General features: G+C 65.5%; 15 protein-coding genes and 1 pseudogene. All 16 read left to right on the top strand.

The features are described from left to right. Positions 1-463: IclR family transcriptional regulator (locus ACWEK3_RS40075; protein WP_453252028.1), on the top strand; the 463-nt coding region annotated here is incomplete at its 5' end. A gap of 528 nt (positions 464-991) precedes the next feature. Beyond that, positions 992-2,443 carry an FAD-binding oxidoreductase gene (locus ACWEK3_RS40070; protein ID WP_453252027.1) on the top strand — a complete coding sequence of 484 codons (1,452 nt, stop codon included), beginning with the start codon at positions 992-994 and terminating at the stop codon, positions 2,441-2,443. 58 nt (positions 2,444-2,501) lie between these two features. Further along, entirely contained in the window at positions 2,502-2,828 is a 327-nt protein-coding gene (locus tag ACWEK3_RS40065; RefSeq protein ID WP_453252026.1) for a hypothetical protein, read from the top strand. Next, on the top strand, positions 2,825-3,784 hold the full coding sequence (locus ACWEK3_RS40060; RefSeq protein ID WP_453252025.1) for an amidohydrolase family protein: 960 nt from the start codon (positions 2,825-2,827) through the stop codon (positions 3,782-3,784). The genes ACWEK3_RS40065 and ACWEK3_RS40060 overlap by 4 nt, the downstream gene beginning before the upstream one ends. Then, positions 3,781-4,766, top strand: a pseudogene (locus ACWEK3_RS40055) (ornithine cyclodeaminase family protein). Before ACWEK3_RS40060 ends, ACWEK3_RS40055 begins: the two are co-directional and overlap by 4 nt. A gap of 406 nt (positions 4,767-5,172) precedes the next feature. Continuing rightward, positions 5,173-6,411 carry a M24 family metallopeptidase gene (locus tag ACWEK3_RS40050; protein ID WP_453252024.1) on the top strand — a complete coding sequence of 413 codons (1,239 nt, stop codon included), beginning with the start codon at positions 5,173-5,175 and terminating at the stop codon, positions 6,409-6,411. A 143-nt stretch (positions 6,412-6,554) separates the two neighbouring features. Further along, complete coding sequence (locus tag ACWEK3_RS40045; RefSeq protein ID WP_453252023.1) at positions 6,555-8,111, top strand: ABC transporter substrate-binding protein; 1,557 nt, start codon at positions 6,555-6,557, stop codon at positions 8,109-8,111. Between the two features lie 7 nt (positions 8,112-8,118). Then, complete coding sequence (locus ACWEK3_RS40040) at positions 8,119-9,147, top strand: ABC transporter permease (RefSeq protein WP_453252022.1); 1,029 nt, start codon at positions 8,119-8,121, stop codon at positions 9,145-9,147. Further along, entirely contained in the window at positions 9,144-10,019 is an 876-nt protein-coding gene (locus ACWEK3_RS40035) for an ABC transporter permease (RefSeq protein WP_453252021.1), read from the top strand. The genes ACWEK3_RS40040 and ACWEK3_RS40035 overlap by 4 nt, the downstream gene beginning before the upstream one ends. Beyond that, positions 10,016-11,059: an ABC transporter ATP-binding protein gene (locus ACWEK3_RS40030; protein WP_453252020.1), complete on the top strand. Its 1,044-nt coding sequence runs from the start codon at positions 10,016-10,018 to the stop codon at positions 11,057-11,059. The genes ACWEK3_RS40035 and ACWEK3_RS40030 overlap by 4 nt, the downstream gene beginning before the upstream one ends. Continuing rightward, complete coding sequence (locus tag ACWEK3_RS40025; RefSeq protein WP_453252019.1) at positions 11,056-11,847, top strand: ABC transporter ATP-binding protein; 792 nt, start codon at positions 11,056-11,058, stop codon at positions 11,845-11,847. The genes ACWEK3_RS40030 and ACWEK3_RS40025 overlap by 4 nt, the downstream gene beginning before the upstream one ends. 6 nt (positions 11,848-11,853) lie before the next feature. Continuing rightward, complete coding sequence (locus ACWEK3_RS40020; protein WP_453252018.1) at positions 11,854-12,945, top strand: sugar phosphate isomerase/epimerase family protein; 1,092 nt, start codon at positions 11,854-11,856, stop codon at positions 12,943-12,945. A gap of 147 nt (positions 12,946-13,092) precedes the next feature. Beyond that, positions 13,093-14,427 (top strand): FAD-binding oxidoreductase, encoded by a 1,335-nt coding sequence (locus tag ACWEK3_RS40015; protein WP_453252017.1) that lies wholly within the window; start codon positions 13,093-13,095, stop codon positions 14,425-14,427. Positions 14,428-14,436: 9 nt separating this feature from the next. Beyond that, positions 14,437-15,552: a sugar phosphate isomerase/epimerase family protein gene (locus tag ACWEK3_RS40010; protein WP_453252016.1), complete on the top strand. Its 1,116-nt coding sequence runs from the start codon at positions 14,437-14,439 to the stop codon at positions 15,550-15,552. Between the two features lie 66 nt (positions 15,553-15,618). Beyond that, positions 15,619-16,008, top strand: coding sequence for a hypothetical protein (locus ACWEK3_RS40005; RefSeq protein ID WP_453252015.1), 390 nt, complete (start codon positions 15,619-15,621; stop codon positions 16,006-16,008). A 223-nt stretch (positions 16,009-16,231) separates the two neighbouring features. Then, the coding region (locus ACWEK3_RS40000; protein ID WP_453252014.1) for a helix-turn-helix domain-containing protein at positions 16,232-16,747 on the top strand (516 nt) is incomplete at its 3' end.

Below are 16,747 nucleotides of genomic sequence, written 5' to 3'. Positions count from 1 at the left end.
CGCTCGTCTGGTGGAGACCGTGGACCTGTCGGTGCTGAACGGAGGGGTGATCACGTTTCTCGACCAGGTGGAAGCGCCCCATCGCCTGCGAGCGGTGAGCGCAGTGGGGGAGAGCTTCCCCCTGCACTCCTGCGCCCCGGGAAAGGCGATCCTGGCCACGCTCACGCCGAGCCGGATGCGTCAGCTTCTTCCTCCGCGACTGCCGTCTCTCACGTCGCGCACCATCACCAAGTTCCCTGATCTGTTGGAACAGGCGAAGGAGATCCGTGAGGCCGGAGTCGCCTACGACTATGAAGAGCAGAACGACGGCATCTGCGCGGCGGGCGTGGCCTTCGAAGTGGCGGGCCAGCAGATGGCGGTGAGCGTCCCCATGCCGGCTCAGCGCTTTCACGGCCGCGAGGAGGAGTGCGCGCGGGCACTGCTGGCGCTGCGGGACCTCGTCGCGAAACAGGAATGGGCGTGAGCCGTCCGGCGGTGAAGCCGGTTTGATCTCTCACCCAGCTCCGGGGCACGGTGAGACCTGTCAACTGCCCTGACGCACCCTGCCGTGTCCCCGGACCGTCTCCGTCAGGAGCCGTCGACGTGCTTCGCCGCCTACAGCCACCAGGCCCATCGACCGTGCCCTGAGCGCTCCCGGGCAGCGGCACGCGCCCTCCCCAACCCCCCACCACCACCTCTCACTTCCCAACTCGCACACGATTTACGGCAAGGAGGGACAACCCGAGCAGACCCGCGACCACATCATCGGACACACCATCTTCACCAACTGGTCCCTTCGACGACTGGTCCGCTCGCGACCTCCAGTCCGCCGGAATGAACGAGCCGAAGCCGGCACCGCGCCCGGACTGGAGGGGCTGGAACTCCACAGCGACGCCTGGTGCGCAGCGCACGACGACTTCGTCGGCACCTCCGCCGCACACCTGCGCGCCTGCGTGGCCGCGCTCGCCTGACCCGCCCTCACCCTCATATGACCCGAAGGGATGCTTCGCCCGTGACCACCACAGCTCCCACCGACCTGTCCGGCCTCGCCCAGGCCGTCGGCTGCCAGGTCGTCCTGCCCGGCGACCGCGACTACAACCGTATGCGCGCCGTCTGGAACGCCGACATCGACCGCCGCCCTGCCGTGATCGTCCGCTGCGCCACCGCCGAGCACGTCAGCGCCGCCCTCACCTGGTGCCGCGAGCGGAACCTGCCGATCACCGTGCGCGGCGGCGGCCACAACCTGGCCGGCACCGCGGTCGGCGACGGCGCCGTGCTCATCGACACCCGTCTGCTCGCAGACGTCCGCGTCGACCAGGCGGCCGGACTCGTCCATGTGGGCGCCGGCTGTATCTGGGGCGAGGTCGACCGCGCCTGCGAGGACCTGGGCATCGCGGTGCCCGCCGGAGTCGTCTCGCACACCGGCGTCGCCGGCCTCACCCTCGGCGGCGGCTTCGGCTACCTGGCCCGCCAGTTCGGCCCCACCATCGACCACCTGGAGGAAGTCGAGGTCGTCGTCGCGGACGGACGCATCCTCACCGCCAACCGGCAGCAGCACCCGGACCTGTTCTGGGCTCTCAAGGGCGCCGGACACAACTACGGCATCGCCACCCGCTTCACCTTCCGCTACGTCGCCCTGCCCGGCCTGGCCACCGTCCGCATCCACCTCTACGGCGCCGACGACCGGCTCGCCGTGCTGCGCGCCTTCCGCGAACGTGCCGTCGACGCGCCGCGTCAGGTCGGCTCCTACCTGCGCCTGTACACCAGCCCCGAGTACTGGTCCCAGCTCCCTGCCGCCCACCGCGGCAAGCCCGTTCTCTCCCTGGCCACCGTCACCTACGGCGACCCGGGCGACGAGCCCCGGCTCACCGCGCCGCTCTTCGAGGGCCCCGAGCCGATCTACACCAGCGTCCGCACCCTCCCGCACGTCACCCTGCAGCACGCCACCGACGACGAGTTCCGCTACGGCCTCAGCCACTACTGGAAGCACGCCTTCCTGCGGGAACTCCCCGACGAGGCCCTGGACGTGCTGCTGCACTGGTCCGACGCCTACCCCGGGCACCCGCTCAACGCCAGCGCCTCGATCGCCCACCAGGTGATGTGCCCCTTCGAGATGTTCGCCGGCTCCCCGGACGCACTCGCCCAGCGCGACGACGCCCTGCCCGAGTTCGGCAACATGCGGTTCGCCGCCAACATCGGCGCCGACTGGGAGTTCCCCGAGGAGAAACCCGAACTCGTTGCCTGGGCACGCGGGTTCAGCGCTGCCCTGGACCCGTGGCAGACCGGAACCTACATCAACTTCACCTCCGTCCAGGGCGACGACGACGTCGCCCGCGCCGTCTACGGCGACAAGTACGAGCGCCTGGTGCACGTCAAGAAGGAGTACGACCCCGACAACGTGTTCCGCCGCGGCCTCGTCGACCTGTCCGACAACGGCGACGACACCTCCGGAACCCGCACATGAGCCCCCGGATCGGCGTCGACGCCAGCAAGCTCCCCGGCTCCGAGCGGCACGGACCCCTGTGGACCCCCGGGCCGTCGAACTCGGGCTGGAGGGAGTCTTCGAGGGAACCGTCGCCGCCGGCCTCAGCGGTCTCGCGCTGAGCCTGTGGACCACCGATCCCGTCTGGCGCGCCGCGCATCCCGACCTGACCGATGGCGAACTCGACCGGGTCCGCGCCCTCACCCGCCGCTACGAGCAACAGGCGCAGGCGGGCGAGCGCGCGGACCGCACCGCCTTGGCCGCCCCGTCCACCGAGCAGGACGCTGTCGACTTCGTCACCGCCAGCGCCGACGAGCTGCGCCGTCGTCTCGTCCGCCTCCAGCAGAAGGAGCACACCGCCGCATGAACACGCCCAGCGTCCCCCTCAACAGGCTGATCGACGTCCACCACCATGCCGAGCTGGAGGTGATGAAGGCCAAGCGCGCCGAACTCGGCGCCCCGCTGCCCTCGTTCGTGCCCGAGTGGACCCCGCAGATCGGCATCGAGCGGATGGATCTGACCGGCACCACTCTGTCCGTCCTCTCCATCCCGGGCGGTGCCTCCTTCTGCCCGCCGGCGGAGCAGGCGGCCTTCACCCGGACCATCAACGAGTCGCTCGCCGATCTGGTCCGCGAACATCCCACCCGCTACGGCGCGTTCGCCTGCCTGCCGATGCCCGACCCGGACGCCTCCGTCAAGGAGGCCGTACACGCCCTTGACGAGCTGGGCCTGGACGGGGTGTGCATGCACACCAGCTACGACGGCGCCTACCTCTCCGATCCCGCCTACACGGACCTGCTCGCCGAACTCGACCGCCGTGGCACACCCGTGTTCACCCACCCCATCCTCCCCGAACCGGTCGCCGACCTGCCGCCGGCCCTCCTGGAGGGAACCTTCGACACCACCCGCATGGCCACCAAGCTCGCCAGCGCGGACGTCTTCGCCCGTTTCCCCGGCATCCGCTTCATCCTCCCGCACACCGGCGGCATGGTCCCTTACCTCAAGTGGCGCATCGCCATGTACAAGCTGACGGGCGCCGACTGGCGCATCGAGATCGACCCGGCCGACGTCCCCCGCGAGATCGCCAAGCTCGACGGCATCTACTACGACACCACGCTCAACATGGGGCCGGTGCAGAAGCTGGAGAGCCACGAGCGGATCCTCTTCGGCACGGACATCCCCTTTTCCTGCGACTCCGTCCTGGGCATCCAGCGCGAGTCCGTCTTCGCCGACGCCGCCGCCCTCGGCCAGGACCACGTCGACGCCATCGCCTACGGCAACGCCTTCCGCCTCTTCCCCAAGATCGCCGAGCGCCTGTCATGACCCTTCTGCTCACCCGCTCCGACGTGCTGCGCATGCTGACCTTCGGCCAGGTCATCGACGCGGTCGAGCACGCACACGCGGAACTCGCCCGCGGCGGAGCCGCCCAGCCGGCCCCGGCCGCCCTGCGCCTGCCCGGCTCCGACTCGGTCTTCGTGCCCATGGCAGCCGCCTCCGCCCATGCGCGCGCGGTCGGGGTCAAGCTGCTCTCCGACATCCCGACGAATGCTGGACGCGGACTCCCCGTCCAGCAGACCACCCTGATGATCACCAACACGGAGACCGGAGCGTGCGAGGCCCTGCTCGACGGCGCCGCGGTCACCCGCTACCGCACGGCCGCCGCGTCGGCCGTCGCCAGCCGCCACCTGGCCAGGCCGGACAGCCGCGTCCTCGGCCTGGTCGGCGCCGGCGCCCAGGCCCGAGCCCATGCCCTCGCCCTGAGGGCCGTCCTGCCCATCGAGCAGGTGCGGATCTGGAACCGCACCCCGGAGCGGGCGGTCGCGCTCGCGGCCGAACTCGGCTCCGAGGGGTTCGGCGCGGAGCCGGTGGACGACATCCGCAAAGCCGTGTCGGGCGTGGACGTGCTGTGCACCGTCACCCCTTCACATGACCCTCTCGTCCGCGGTGCCTGGTTCCAGCCGGGCCTCCACGTCAACGCGGTCGGCGCGCCACCCCGGCCCGACCACCGCGAGATCGACACCGACGGAGTCCTGAACTCCCGTGTCGTCGTCGACTCCTATGCCACCGCGCTGGAGAAGTCGGGGACGTCCTGTTGCCCCTGCACGAAGGAGCCATCAACAAGGAGCACTTCCGCACCGAACTGGGCCAGGTCATCACCGGCATCCGGCCCGGCCGCGAGTCACCCGAGCAGGTCACGCTCTACAACTCCGTCGGTCTCGGCTTGCAGGACGTCGCCACCGCACGCCTCCTCATCGACCAGGCGGCGGAACTCGGGCTGGGGACCCGGGTCGACCTGACGCTATGACACCTGGCGGTGTGCGGGGGCGGTCGACCGATCTGAACCACCCGCGCACTTTGCTGGCCGCACAGCTCGAAAGCACCGGGAACTCAAGCACGGCCTGGGCCTGCCCCACCTGCGGTCTGCCCCCAGGCCTGTTCCGCGATGCGGTCATTCCATACCGCATGACAGAAGAAATCTCGTCAAATCTCTTGACTGGCCCTATCGTTCCATCTAATTTTCGAAGTGCGGTAAATGGCCGGCTCGACGGTGTCGTCGCCCTGGCGTGAACAAGGCCGCTTTGATCGTCGGCGTGCCGCTCGAGGAATTCGGGACGGTCATGGACGGCAACGCTCCTTCCAGCACTTGACAGGCGAAGTGCGCCTATCAGGTTCTGATGTATCGCAGACAATTCGTCGGTAAAGGATAAGACATGAGTCGATCCCCCCGCCACGACTTCCCCGTTCTCTCGCGCGCCGAGCGAGACCGCCGATGGGCGGCCCTCCAGGAATTCATGCGGCGCAACAACATCGAAGGACTGCTTGTCTTCGGCAGCGGCCGCGACAAGTGGGACCGCTACGTGACCAACGAGGTCGGCGGTATCGCAGCGCTTTCGCTGGATGCGGAACCGGCTTACCTGGTGGGGCGATTCCCGCTCCCGCGGTTCGACGAACCGGGGCAGGCGTTCGATCGATGGGTTTCGGATGTGCGGCTCGGCGCGCCCGTCAAGACGATCACGGACTTTCTGCGTGAAAGGGGGCTGGATGGTAAGCGAGTCGGAGTCGTAGGGCTGAGCAGCAGGATCCACGTGGAACCGGCCGGATCGATTCCGTACAGCTCGTGGATCGCCATCACGGCAGCCAACCCGAAGACGCGGTTCGTTGACGTCGCCGAGCAGTTCGAAATGATGACGATGGTCAAGAGCCCCGAAGAGCAGGAGATGCTTCGCAAGGCTGCTGAGATCGGGGACATCGCCTGCCAGGCCTTCATCGATGCCTGCCGGCCGGGTGTGCGAGAAAGCGAAGTGGGCGGTGCGGCGCTCGGAGCCATCGTTGCCGCGGGCGGCTGGATGGCGTTCCCCACCCTGATCATGCGATCCGGACGCAATCGATTCGCCTGGGGAGTTCCCGAGTGGACCTCCATGGGCGGTGGGTCGCGAACGATCCAGGACGGAGACTCCGTGTCAGCCGAACTGTTCTCGTTCTACGGCGGATTCGAGACCCAGCAGCAGATCGACGTTTCGGTCGGTGAGCCCGATGACGACCTGGCATTCGTCGCCGATGTCGCCATGCAGTCCTATCGGCGTGGACTCGAGATCCTGCGACCCGGTGTGAAGTTCTCCCAGCTCTCCGACGCCATGCATGAGCCCCTCGTGGAGGCGGGATGCTGGAACACCGGTCCGCACATTCAGACGGTGTCTCCAGTGATCTTCAACAGCCCCACCCACATCAATGTCGCGGTCGACCCCGGGATGGCACACCTCCCTGCCCTGCCTCCTGAAGTACCGCGCGACGGTGAGTTCACCGTCGAAGCCGGGGTCGCCTTCGCGTTCGAGCCGAATGCTCTGCGGAATCAGCGCCGCGTCTGTATCGGTGGAACTGTTCTCGTCACTGAAAACGGATACGAGGAACTGAACAGTGTCCCCAACCAGCTGCATGTGGTTCCCGCCTAGTAACCGGTGTTGGGCCGGCACGAGAGACTGAATCGCACGCAAAACGGGGGAATTGACCGCAAGAAATCCGCCCCCCTCCTCCACGGGACACGGTCGGCGGCCGACGCGCATCGCGCGGGCGATGCATTACGGCATGGAGAATGATGACCATCTTTGTGCGCACCCGGCGGCTTGGAATCGCCTCCGCTGCCTTGGCTCTTGTCCTGCTGCCGACCGGCTGCGGAGGAGCAAACTCCGGCACCGCAGACCGCAAGCAGACGATGGCCCTGTCAGGGAGCATCAACACCCTGGACCCGGTGCTGTCCACACAGATCCAGAACGACACCCCCTCGTCGATGATGTATGACACCCTGATCGATTATGACGCCAAGAGCAATGTGACTCCGTATCTGGCCGAGAGCTGGAAGGTGTCGCCAGACGTTCGTTCACTGCACTTCACGCTCCGTCAGGGGGTCACCTTCCACGACGGCTCTCCGGTCACAGCGGACGACGTGGTGTACACGCTCAATCGCGTGAAGGCATTGGGCATCGGTGTCGCGTCTCTCACGAGCAGCTACGCGTCGTCGACAGCCATCGATAAGCGCACCGTCGAGATCAAGTTGTCGCGACCCGACTCCAGCTTCCTGGGTGCACTGTCGCGCGTGTACATTCTCAACTCGAAACTGGTCAAGCAGCACGAAGGCTCCGATCACGCACAGGCATGGCTCGCCTCACATGAGGCCGGCAGCGGTGCTTACGCCCTGACCTCCTTCAAGCCGGGAAGCTCCATACAGACGTCCCGCTACGCGAAGTACTTCGACTTCAAGGCGAGCCGCCCCGAGCATTTCGTGCTGCCCAACAGCGAAGAGTCGTCATCCATACGCGACATGCTCCTGTCCGGCGACCTGGACGTCGGGGTGACCATGTCTCCCGCCGATGTGGAGCCGTTCAGGAAGAACAGCTCGTACAAGGTGGTCGAGCTTCCCTTCGCCGCCCAGAGCTACCTGGTCTTCAACAATAAGTCGCCGGTCCTGTCCGACAAGAGGGTCCGGGAAGCAATAACGCTTTCCTACGACTACAAGGGGGCATTGTCCAGCATCCTGCGCGGCAACGGGAAGATCGCAACAGGAGTGGTTCCCAGCTTCTTCTCATGCCACGCGGACTTCCCGACGCCGGCTCAGGACCAGGGTCGTGCCAAGCAACTGCTGAAAGAGGCCGGCGCGAGCGGCCGCACGTTCAACCTGGTCTACCCCGAGGGCCTTTCGGAACTGAAGGACCAGGCCACTCTTCTGCAGTCGAACCTGCGAGACGTCGGCCTGACTGTGAGCCTTCGCTCGGTCACCTTCGCTGCCTACCTCGGCATGCTCAGCAAGCCGCAGACCACGCCCGACATGGCTCTTGTGTGGGATGCGCCGCTGTACCCCGACCCGGGTCAGATGCTGTACAGCAAATTCGACTCGAAGTTCGTGGGGACCGGAGCGAACTACTCGCAATACAGCAACCCGCGTGTCGACAAACTGTTGACTCAGGCGCTATCCGACGCCAGCGAAAGCGACCGCTGCAGTCTCTACAAGCAGGCTGAGACGATCATTCACGACGACTACGCCATCGCGCCGCTGCTCAATGGTACGAATTTGGTCGTGACGCGGGCTGACATCTCGGGAGTGACGTTCAGTCCCATCCATCCCTCAGTCAACCCGCTGTACCTGAAGGTGGGGTAGCGAATCAATGGCGGACCTGCTCATCTTCACGGCCAAGCGCCTGGCGCTCGCCATCGTGACCCTTTGGGGACTTGCAACCATCGTCTTCTTGATGATCAAGGCTATGCCTGGAGACGAGGCACGGGTAGCCGCGGGTCGCGGCGCCTCGCCCGAGTTGGTTGAGCAGGTCCGCCACCGATTGGGACTCGATTCGTCCATCGGTACGCAGTACTTCCCCTACCTCGACCGACTGGTGCACGGCGATCTGGGAACATCGATCGCGACGTTGCGGCCGATCCGGCAGGATCTGACTGCGGTACTCCCGTCCACCGTCGAACTCGTCCTGGCCGCGATGGTGATCAACCTCGTCGTGGGGACCGCCATCGGGGTCGTCGCGGCAAGCTGGCGGGATCGCACACCGGATCTCGTGAGCCGGCTCCTGGCCGTCATGTGGGGTGGAATGCCGATATTTTGGGTCGGCGTGATGTTGCACTACCTCCTGGGGACAAAGCTCGGCCTGGTTCCGTCCACCGGCCAACTCTCCTTCGGAGTCGACGTGCCCACGCGCACAGGCGCGGTGACCATTGACGCGCTGTTGGCCGGTGACCTGCACGCCTTCGGAGACGCCCTGTATCACCTCGTTCTGCCGGCCGCCATCATGGCAGCTCCCTTCTGCGCGGTGACGATGCGAACGGTGCGCTCAGCGATGCTGTCCCAACTCGAACAGGAATACATCCTGGTCGTCATCGCGAAGGGGGCGTCCCGGTCACGGGTGCTGTGGGTCCACGCACTTCGCAACGCGTTGGTCCCGTCCCTCACGATCGTCGGCCTGCAATTCGGATGGATGGTGGGGGGAACCGTCTTGGTGGAGGCCATCTTCACGCGACAGGGAATCGGTTCGTACATCGGCGCAGCCGTGACGCAGAAGGACTCCTTCGCCGTTCTTGGCGGCGTCCTGTTCATCGGGGGTGTCGTCATCATCGCAAGCCTCGTGGTCGATCTGCTGCAGATGGTGCTCGACCCGCGCGTTCGAGCCGCCGAGGGGAGTGCCGCATGAGCACGGTGACCAAGCCGACGATGGTCGGCTCCGCCCTTCTGCGCCGGCGGCCGTCGGCCGACGCCAAGTGGTTCAATCGGGTCATCGTTCTCCTGGCGCTGCTGTTGCTGGTCGTCGCGGTGTTCGGAGATCGCCTGGCGCCTCTCGATCCTTACCGGGTCATGCCCCACGACGCACTGCTTCCGCCAAGCAGCGAGCACTGGTTCGGGACAGACCAGCAAGGGCGGGACGTCTTCAGCCGCCTGCTCGTCGGAGCGCGAAGCACCCTGCTGTCATCCGTCCTCATCGTCGCGGCCGGGGCTCTCATCGGAGTCGCCATCGCCGCACTCGCAGCGTCGCTGCCCAAGTGGCTCGATCAACTCATCATGCGCATCTGCGATATCGCGCTCGCATTGCCGAACATGGTGCTCGCACTGGGCATCGCGATGGCTCTGGGCCCCAGTCTGCGATCGGCGCTGATCGCACTCGTCATCAGCCTGTGCCCCTCATACATCCGCATGTCACGTGTCGTCATGCGGGAGACGATGACGGCAAGTTACTTCGAAGCCGCACGACTCATGGGCGCCTCTCGCTGGCGCATCGTCACCCGGCACCTGCTGCCGAACTCGACGGACTTGCTAGGGGTTCAGGCAGCGTTCGACGTGGGTGGAATGGCACTGATGCTCGGCGGCCTGTCCTTCATCGGTGTAGGCGCTCAGCCTCCCAGCGCGGAATGGGGTGCCATGGCGGCTGACGGTCGCAGCGAAGTGATCACGGCCTGGTGGATGGCGTTCTTTCCAGGCGTCGCCATCACCCTGTCGGTCATCACATTCGGTCTGCTCGGTGAACTGCTGCAGACCTGGCGAGACCCCAACCTTCGGGAGACCTCATGAACACCTCTCCTGAGGCGCGCAGCGAAAACCCCTACGAGTCGCCTTCAACCGACCAAGCCACCGCGCGCACTCCTATTCTGGCGATCGAGGACCTGAGCGTGTCGCTCGAGCGTGAGGGCCGATCGATCACACTCGTCGACCAGGTGAACCTGACCGTGATGCCGAAAGAGCGTGTCGCACTCGTCGGTGAATCAGGATCGGGAAAGACCCTGACAGCTCACGCCGTCATCGGCCTCACCCGCAAACTTCGCGTCGGCGGACGCATCACATTCCAGGGACGAGATCTGGTGTCCATGGAAGAGCGCGAAATGCGGACGATCCGCGGAGCAGAGATAGGCATGGTCTTCCAGGACCCCCTGCGAGCCCTGGACCCGATCACGACCATCGGAGCCCAACTCGCCGAGCCGCTCAGAATCAGGGGCGTCGGCAAGCGCGAGGCCTACGACCGAGCGGCAAGCATCCTCGACGAAGTCGGAGTCGCGCGCGCCAAGGACCGGCTCAAGGCCTATCCGCATGAGTTCTCGGGAGGCATGCGGCAGCGAGTCGTTCTGGCCATGGCTCTCATCGCCCAGCCTCGCGTCCTGATCGCGGACGAGCCCACCACCGCACTGGATGTCAGAGTCCAGGAGCAAGTCCTCGCCCTGATCGACCGCATAGCCGAAGACCGCGAACTCGCCGTTCTCCTGATCACTCACGACCTGGGGGTCGTGTCCGGCTTCGCCGACCGCGCCGCGGTCATGTACGCCGGCCGCATCGTGGAAGAGAACCGTGTGGACAGGCTCTTTCTGTCCCCACGCCACCCCTACACGCGCGGCCTTCTCGGCGCCGTGCCCCGGGTCAGCGGCGATCGAGAACTGATCTCCATTCCCGGTTCCCCCGCCGCGCCCACCAGCCGGCCGGCGGGGTGTGCCTTCCACCCGCGTTGCAGCCAAAGCACCGACGCCTGCGCAGAGATCGTGCCGGCACTTCGCGCGACAGCAGACACAGGGACCGTCGCGTGCCTCGTCGCCGACGTCAGCGCGGCCAAGGGAGTGACATGAGCGCAGTCGTCAAGATCACCGGCCTGAACAAGACCTACCGCGCGCGTGGCAAAACGGTTCCAGTGCTACGCGATGTGACCCTGGAGGTGCAAAGGGGGCAGGTGACGGGACTGGTCGGTGAATCAGGCTCCGGCAAGTCCACCCTGATCCGGTGCTACACAGGCCTGTCCAAGGCCGACAGCGGACAATTGTGGTACGACGACATCGACCTGACGCGCGCGTCGCGCAGCCAACGGCGCCGAGTCCAGCAAGAGGTTCAGGTCGTCTTCCAGGACCCGTACTCCAGTCTCAACCCACGCATGACCGTCGGGAAGCTTGTCGGTGAGGGCCTGGCGATTCATCGACTGGCCGGCGGCTCCGAGGCGCGGGACAGAATCGCCGAAGCCTTGGAGATGGTGGGACTGACCGCCAAGGACATGGAGCGCTACCCGCGATCCTTCTCAGGAGGGCAACGCCAGCGCATCGCGATCGCGCGCGCCATTGTCATGCGCCCCCGCCTCCTGATCTGCGACGAACCCGTGTCGGCTCTTGACGTGTCCGTGCAGGCGCAGGTGCTGAATCTCCTCCTCGACATGCAACGGCAGCTCGAACTGGCTGTCCTGTTCGTCGCGCACGACCTGGCCGTCGTGCACCAACTCTGCGACAGAGTCGCCGTACTGTGCCAGGGCCAAATCGTTGAGCAGGGGTCAAAGCGAGCAGTCTTCGACGGCCCCTCCGCGTCCTACACGCGTGAGCTACTGGAGGCCATCCCGGATCTCCATTCCTTCAAGCGGATGCCCCGGCCCTGAAACCCCTTGGCAGAAGATGAAGAACTGATACACGCTATGCAACAAAGGCGGTCGACGTTGAGAATCGGTTGGGATGTCCATCTGGCTGGCGCTGCTCTGCCACCTGACTTGGTCTCTCCTTTTTCCGCTCTGGCCAAGACCAGAGACCTTGGGCTCGAAGGTGCACTGTTCCGAACGCTGTACGAGATCACGCCCAGCCTCGACAGGTCAGTTTTGTCCGATGTCGCTGATGCGGCAAAAGACTTCGACCTGTACTTGGAATTCGGTGTCGGCATGGTCAATCCATTCATGACCGCTGAACAACCGCATGTGCGCGAGCTCGGAGGCGGCAGTTACCTGGCGGGCATGGAAAGAATGATCGAGGCGGCCGCAGCTGTCGACTGTCATGAACTGTGGACGACCACCGGCCGCTTCAAGCACGGACTCCCAGCCCTCTTCGCAACGGACCGGTTTCGAACGGACACGACGTGGAGCGACCAGCTCGCCGCCACCGAGAACTTTCTCCGTGACCTGGCCCCGTGCCTGCGGCACCATGGCACTCACCTCAACCTCGAGACCCACGAAGAGATCACGACCTTCGAACTCGTGCGCCTGGTGGAAGCAGTCGGAGACGATGTACTCGGGATCACGTTCGACCCGGCCAACGTGGTGATGGTCGGTGAGCACCCTACAGCGGCGGCACGCCGTGTTGCTCCCTATGTCCGGATGACGCATCTGCGTGACATCGCCCTGTGTTTCGCTGATGGCCGACTCACGCGATTCGTCGTTCCGTGCGGCCGAGGGGTGATCGGCTGGGATGCACTGCTGGAGGCATTGCAGGACAGCCCCAGTTCACTGAACGGTTCGATCGAGGCAGTGGGGCACTCGCGTATCCCCTTTGCGATGGACGTCCACGAACCACGATGGCTCGCAGCTCACCCGGACTTGACCGTTTCAGAGTTCGCCAGCCTAGTGGAGTTGACGGAGGCGTACAGGCGAGCTGTGTCGGCTGGCGACAGGCCGGGATTCCATGTACTCAGCAAGCCGGACGACGCTCTCACCCTCGAACGGTTCGCAGTCGAGTGCGCCGACCATCTGAGAGCCGTATCGCAGTCATGAGCCGCGATCACGCGAGAAGCAACTCACGTTAGCCAGCCAGCCCAACTCCGAGGAGTTCTCATGACCTCAATTGCCCACGCTCGAATCAGCGAACTCGCCTCTCTGGTCTCCCAGCCACTCGTACTGCCGGGCGACCCGACCTACGACGTGGCCCGCCGCGTCTGGAACGCCGACGTCGACCGTAAGCCTGCCGCCATCGTTCGCTGCGCATCGGCGACGGACGTCGCGAAGGCGCTGCGCTGGTGCCTCGACAACGACGTCGATGTCACCGTGCGCGGCGGTGGTCACAACCTCGCAGGCACGGCGGTCATGGACGACGCCGTGATGCTGGACATGGGGCCCATGAACCAGGTTTGGTTCCACCCCGACCGCGAGCTGGTCACCGTAGGCGGTGGCTGCCGATGGGGCGATGTGGACCGACCCGCGGCCGATCACGGTGTCGTCGTCCCGGCCGGCGTCGTGTCGCACACGGGCGTCGCAGGTCTGACGCTCGGGGGCGGGGCCGGATACCTCTCCCGCCTCCTGGGCGCAACCGCTGACTACCTGGTGTCAGCACAGGTCGTCCTCGCGAGCGGGGAGATCGTGACCGCATCGGCCGACGAGCACCCCGACCTCTTCTGGGCCCTCAAGGGCGCGGGGCACAACTACGGGATCGTCACTTCCTTCACCTTCCGTCACGTGCCGATTCCCGGCCAAGCAAACGTACGGCAGGCATTCTTCGCAGCCGACGACCGGCTCTCGGTGCTCCAGTTCTTCCGCGACTGGGCGATGACGGCACCGGACTCGGTCACGACGTATGCGCGCCTCCTCGAGGTGCCCCCCTACTGGTCGCAGATTCCCACGCCCCACCGCGGCCGCCCGGTGCTGAACATCACGACCGTTCACTATGGCGACGAGAACGAGTCCTTCCGAATCACCGAGCCGATGTTCAGGGCCGCGGAGCCCGTGTGGTCCCAGTCGTACCAGGTACCCCACGTCCGGCTGCAGCACGCCTGTGACGACGAGTTCCGTTATGGGGTCGGACACTACTGGAAGCACTCCTACCTGACTGCTCTGCCCGACGCAGCCTTCGAAACCATGATCGACTACTCGGACCGGTATCCCGGCCGGCATCTTCAGGCGCACGCGAACATCGCACCGCAAATGCAGTGCCCCTTCGAGATCCAGACCGGCGGCGGCGCGAACTCCCGGGTCGACCCGAACTCGACCTCGATGACCGAGCGCAAGGACCAGTGGGGCGCGAACGTCGGCGCGGACTGGGAATTCGAATCCGAGAAGGCCGAATTGGTGGCGTGGGCAAAGGAGTTCTCCGACAAGCTGGAGGCCTACCAGGGAAGCACCTACATCAACTTCACGAGCGTCCAGGGCGACGAACAACTTGCGCGGCTCGTCTACGGAAACAAGTATGAACGTCTCGCCGCGGTCAAGAAGGTCTACGATCCGAACAACGTGTTCCGCCGTGGCCTGGTGGACCTCGCCTAGGCCGACGACATGACATCACAACACATTCCTGTCGGACTGGACAGCAGCAAGCTCACCGGCGCGCGCGAAGGCGGTCCTCACTGGACACTCGACCGAGCCGCCGAGTTCGGCCTGGACGGGGTCTTCTTCAGATCTGCCTTCGAACTCAGCCGGACGCTCGACCCGGTCGAGATGAGTGACGTCGCCGACCACGCGCGTGACTGCGGCCTGTACCTCGAGGCCGGTATCGCCACCATCAACCCGTTCGCCAGCCCAGAATCTCCAGAGATCCGGGTGCTGGGCGACGGAGACTACACTGCGGGGCTCATGCGCATGATCGAGGCCTGCGCCGCCATCGGCATCCGCGAACTGTGGACCTACACCGCCAATTACCAGTTCCGCATAGCGGGCCTCTACGCGTGCGACCGGTTCCGTACCGATGTGAAGTGGCAGGACCAACTCGACGCCACTCGTAAGTTCGTCGGAACCATCTCGCCTGCCCTCAGGGACCTCGGCGTTCATCTCAATGTCGAAACCCACGAAGAGATAACTTCGTTCGAACTGGTCCGCCTGGTCGAGCGGTGCGGTCCTGACGTTCTCGGGGTCACGTTCGACACGGCGAACGTGCTGGTACGAGGCGAGGATCCGCATGCCGCGGCCACCAGGCTGGCGCCGTACGTGCGCGCCACCCAGATCCGAGACGCCGGCCTGTTCCACACGCCGGAGGGAATCGCGCGCTTCCTGCTGCCTTGCGGCGACGGTGTGATGCGGTGGGAGCACATCCTGGCGACGCTCATCGAGCGCGCTCCGCGCCTGACCCTGTCCATCGAGGGAGCCACACGCACAAACGGAGAACTCCCTCTCTACATCTACAACCCGGTATGGCTGGCAGCACACCCCGACATGACTGTCGAGGAGTTGTCCCAGATCGTCAGGATGGCAAACGAATATGAGGCACGCGTAGCGTCCGGGGACGCACTCGGCGCCGAAGCGCTCCGAAATCCCGTATCAGACGCGCGGTCAGACGAGTTCATCCTCAATTCCGCCGAACACCTGCGGAAATGTCTCGGCAGGATCGGGGTTCTCGGTGAAGGGCTCTCAAACCTTCGGGCCGGAACGGCTCCTACGGAAAAGAACATCGAGTGACGCTCTGTCCATCCCGACGTCAGATACCCGACTTGACTAATCTCATGACGAGTTTGGAGATGTAGCATGGAACTGAGCCGCATTGCGGATGCGCGCAGCTATCCGGTGCCACCCGGCGCGAAGGACAACGCCGCGTATCACAGGGTGCGCCTGCAGGGGCTTGATAGGACCAGCGACCCGGGGTTTTGGGTCGCGTTGGCCACGTATCTTCCCGGGTGCAAGGTGAGTCGTGTCGCGGGGAAGAGCGGCGCCGCCGTCTACCTGGTGACCGAAGGTGAACTCAGGTTCAAGAGGCAGGGGCAGGATGTGCTCCTCGGGCGCTATGACTCCGTACTAGTCGCAGAGGACGAAACGATTGAAGTGATGAATGAATCAACAGACCCGGCACGGATGCTGGTCATTCACACGACGACTGAGAACGCTCGAAAGTATCAGTTGAGTTTCGGCGAAACCTGATCGACGCAACCGGCCTCCCTGTGTGAAAGCTCAGCTGAGCGGCTGATCTTCCGGGCTTGGTGAGGTGAACACCGGCGGTGTTGCCCGACCTGTCGCACGAGGAGCGCCGCTTCGAGCCGCGCAGGCCTCACCTCGCCGCGCGGCGCAACGTCGAAGCCGATGCGTACGGGGAGGCTGAGGCCGCCGGCCTCGGATGTGGGGAGATCTCGAGGGCCGGTGATTGATGGGATCATCTGGTGGTGTGGGCCCAGGGCTGGAGGCGGTCCGCCAACGGGTCTGCGTGGCGTCGGTAGTGGCTGACCATGACACAGGGGGCGTGGTCAACCTGTCGATGGCGCAAGGAGGCCGGCGATGCGCCGCCGCCTCCCCCTCGGGCGGGATCTTCCGGCCACCGGAGCCGCTCCCGGGCGGGACGGAGGAGGCCGTCCCCACGGAGCCGGCCGGGGCGCTGCTGCAGCACATCTGCAACGAGTTCACCTGCCTCGCTGTTCATCGCCTGGCACCGGGACACCCGCGCGCCGGGAGTTCCGTGGTGATCCGTGCACAGGGGCAGGATGGGGAAATGACCTTACAATCCGACGAGACGAGCGCACGGAGCCACAGCGGTATCCAGGTGATCTCGCGGGCCGCCCAGATACTCCGTACGATCCGCGAGACACCCGGGGGGCTGACCCAGTCCGAGTTGGCCCACAGGATTGGCCTTCCCAGGACCACCATCCACAGGATCTTGAGTGCCCTG

This window comes from Streptomyces sp. NPDC004721, from assembly GCF_053601495.1.
This window is presented reverse-complemented; position numbering and strand designations above follow the sequence as displayed.

What these genes read in the sequence shown, in the direction of transcription:
- ACWEK3_RS40035 (WP_453252021.1), top strand. Translation starts at nt 9,144, where the DNA reads ATGAGCACGGTGACCAAGCCGACGATGGTCGGCTCCGCCCTTCTGCGC.
- ACWEK3_RS40045 (WP_453252023.1), top strand. Translation starts at nt 6,555, where the DNA reads ATGACCATCTTTGTGCGCACCCGGCGGCTTGGAATCGCCTCCGCTGCC.
- ACWEK3_RS40060 (WP_453252025.1), top strand. Translation starts at nt 2,825, where the DNA reads ATGAACACGCCCAGCGTCCCCCTCAACAGGCTGATCGACGTCCACCAC.
- ACWEK3_RS40025 (WP_453252019.1), top strand. Translation starts at nt 11,056, where the DNA reads ATGAGCGCAGTCGTCAAGATCACCGGCCTGAACAAGACCTACCGCGCG.
- ACWEK3_RS40050 (WP_453252024.1), top strand. Translation starts at nt 5,173, where the DNA reads ATGAGTCGATCCCCCCGCCACGACTTCCCCGTTCTCTCGCGCGCCGAG.
- ACWEK3_RS40040 (WP_453252022.1), top strand. Translation starts at nt 8,119, where the DNA reads ATGGCGGACCTGCTCATCTTCACGGCCAAGCGCCTGGCGCTCGCCATC.
- ACWEK3_RS40030 (WP_453252020.1), top strand. Translation starts at nt 10,016, where the DNA reads ATGAACACCTCTCCTGAGGCGCGCAGCGAAAACCCCTACGAGTCGCCT.
- ACWEK3_RS40010 (WP_453252016.1), top strand. Translation starts at nt 14,437, where the DNA reads ATGACATCACAACACATTCCTGTCGGACTGGACAGCAGCAAGCTCACC.
- ACWEK3_RS40005 (WP_453252015.1), top strand. Translation starts at nt 15,619, where the DNA reads ATGGAACTGAGCCGCATTGCGGATGCGCGCAGCTATCCGGTGCCACCC.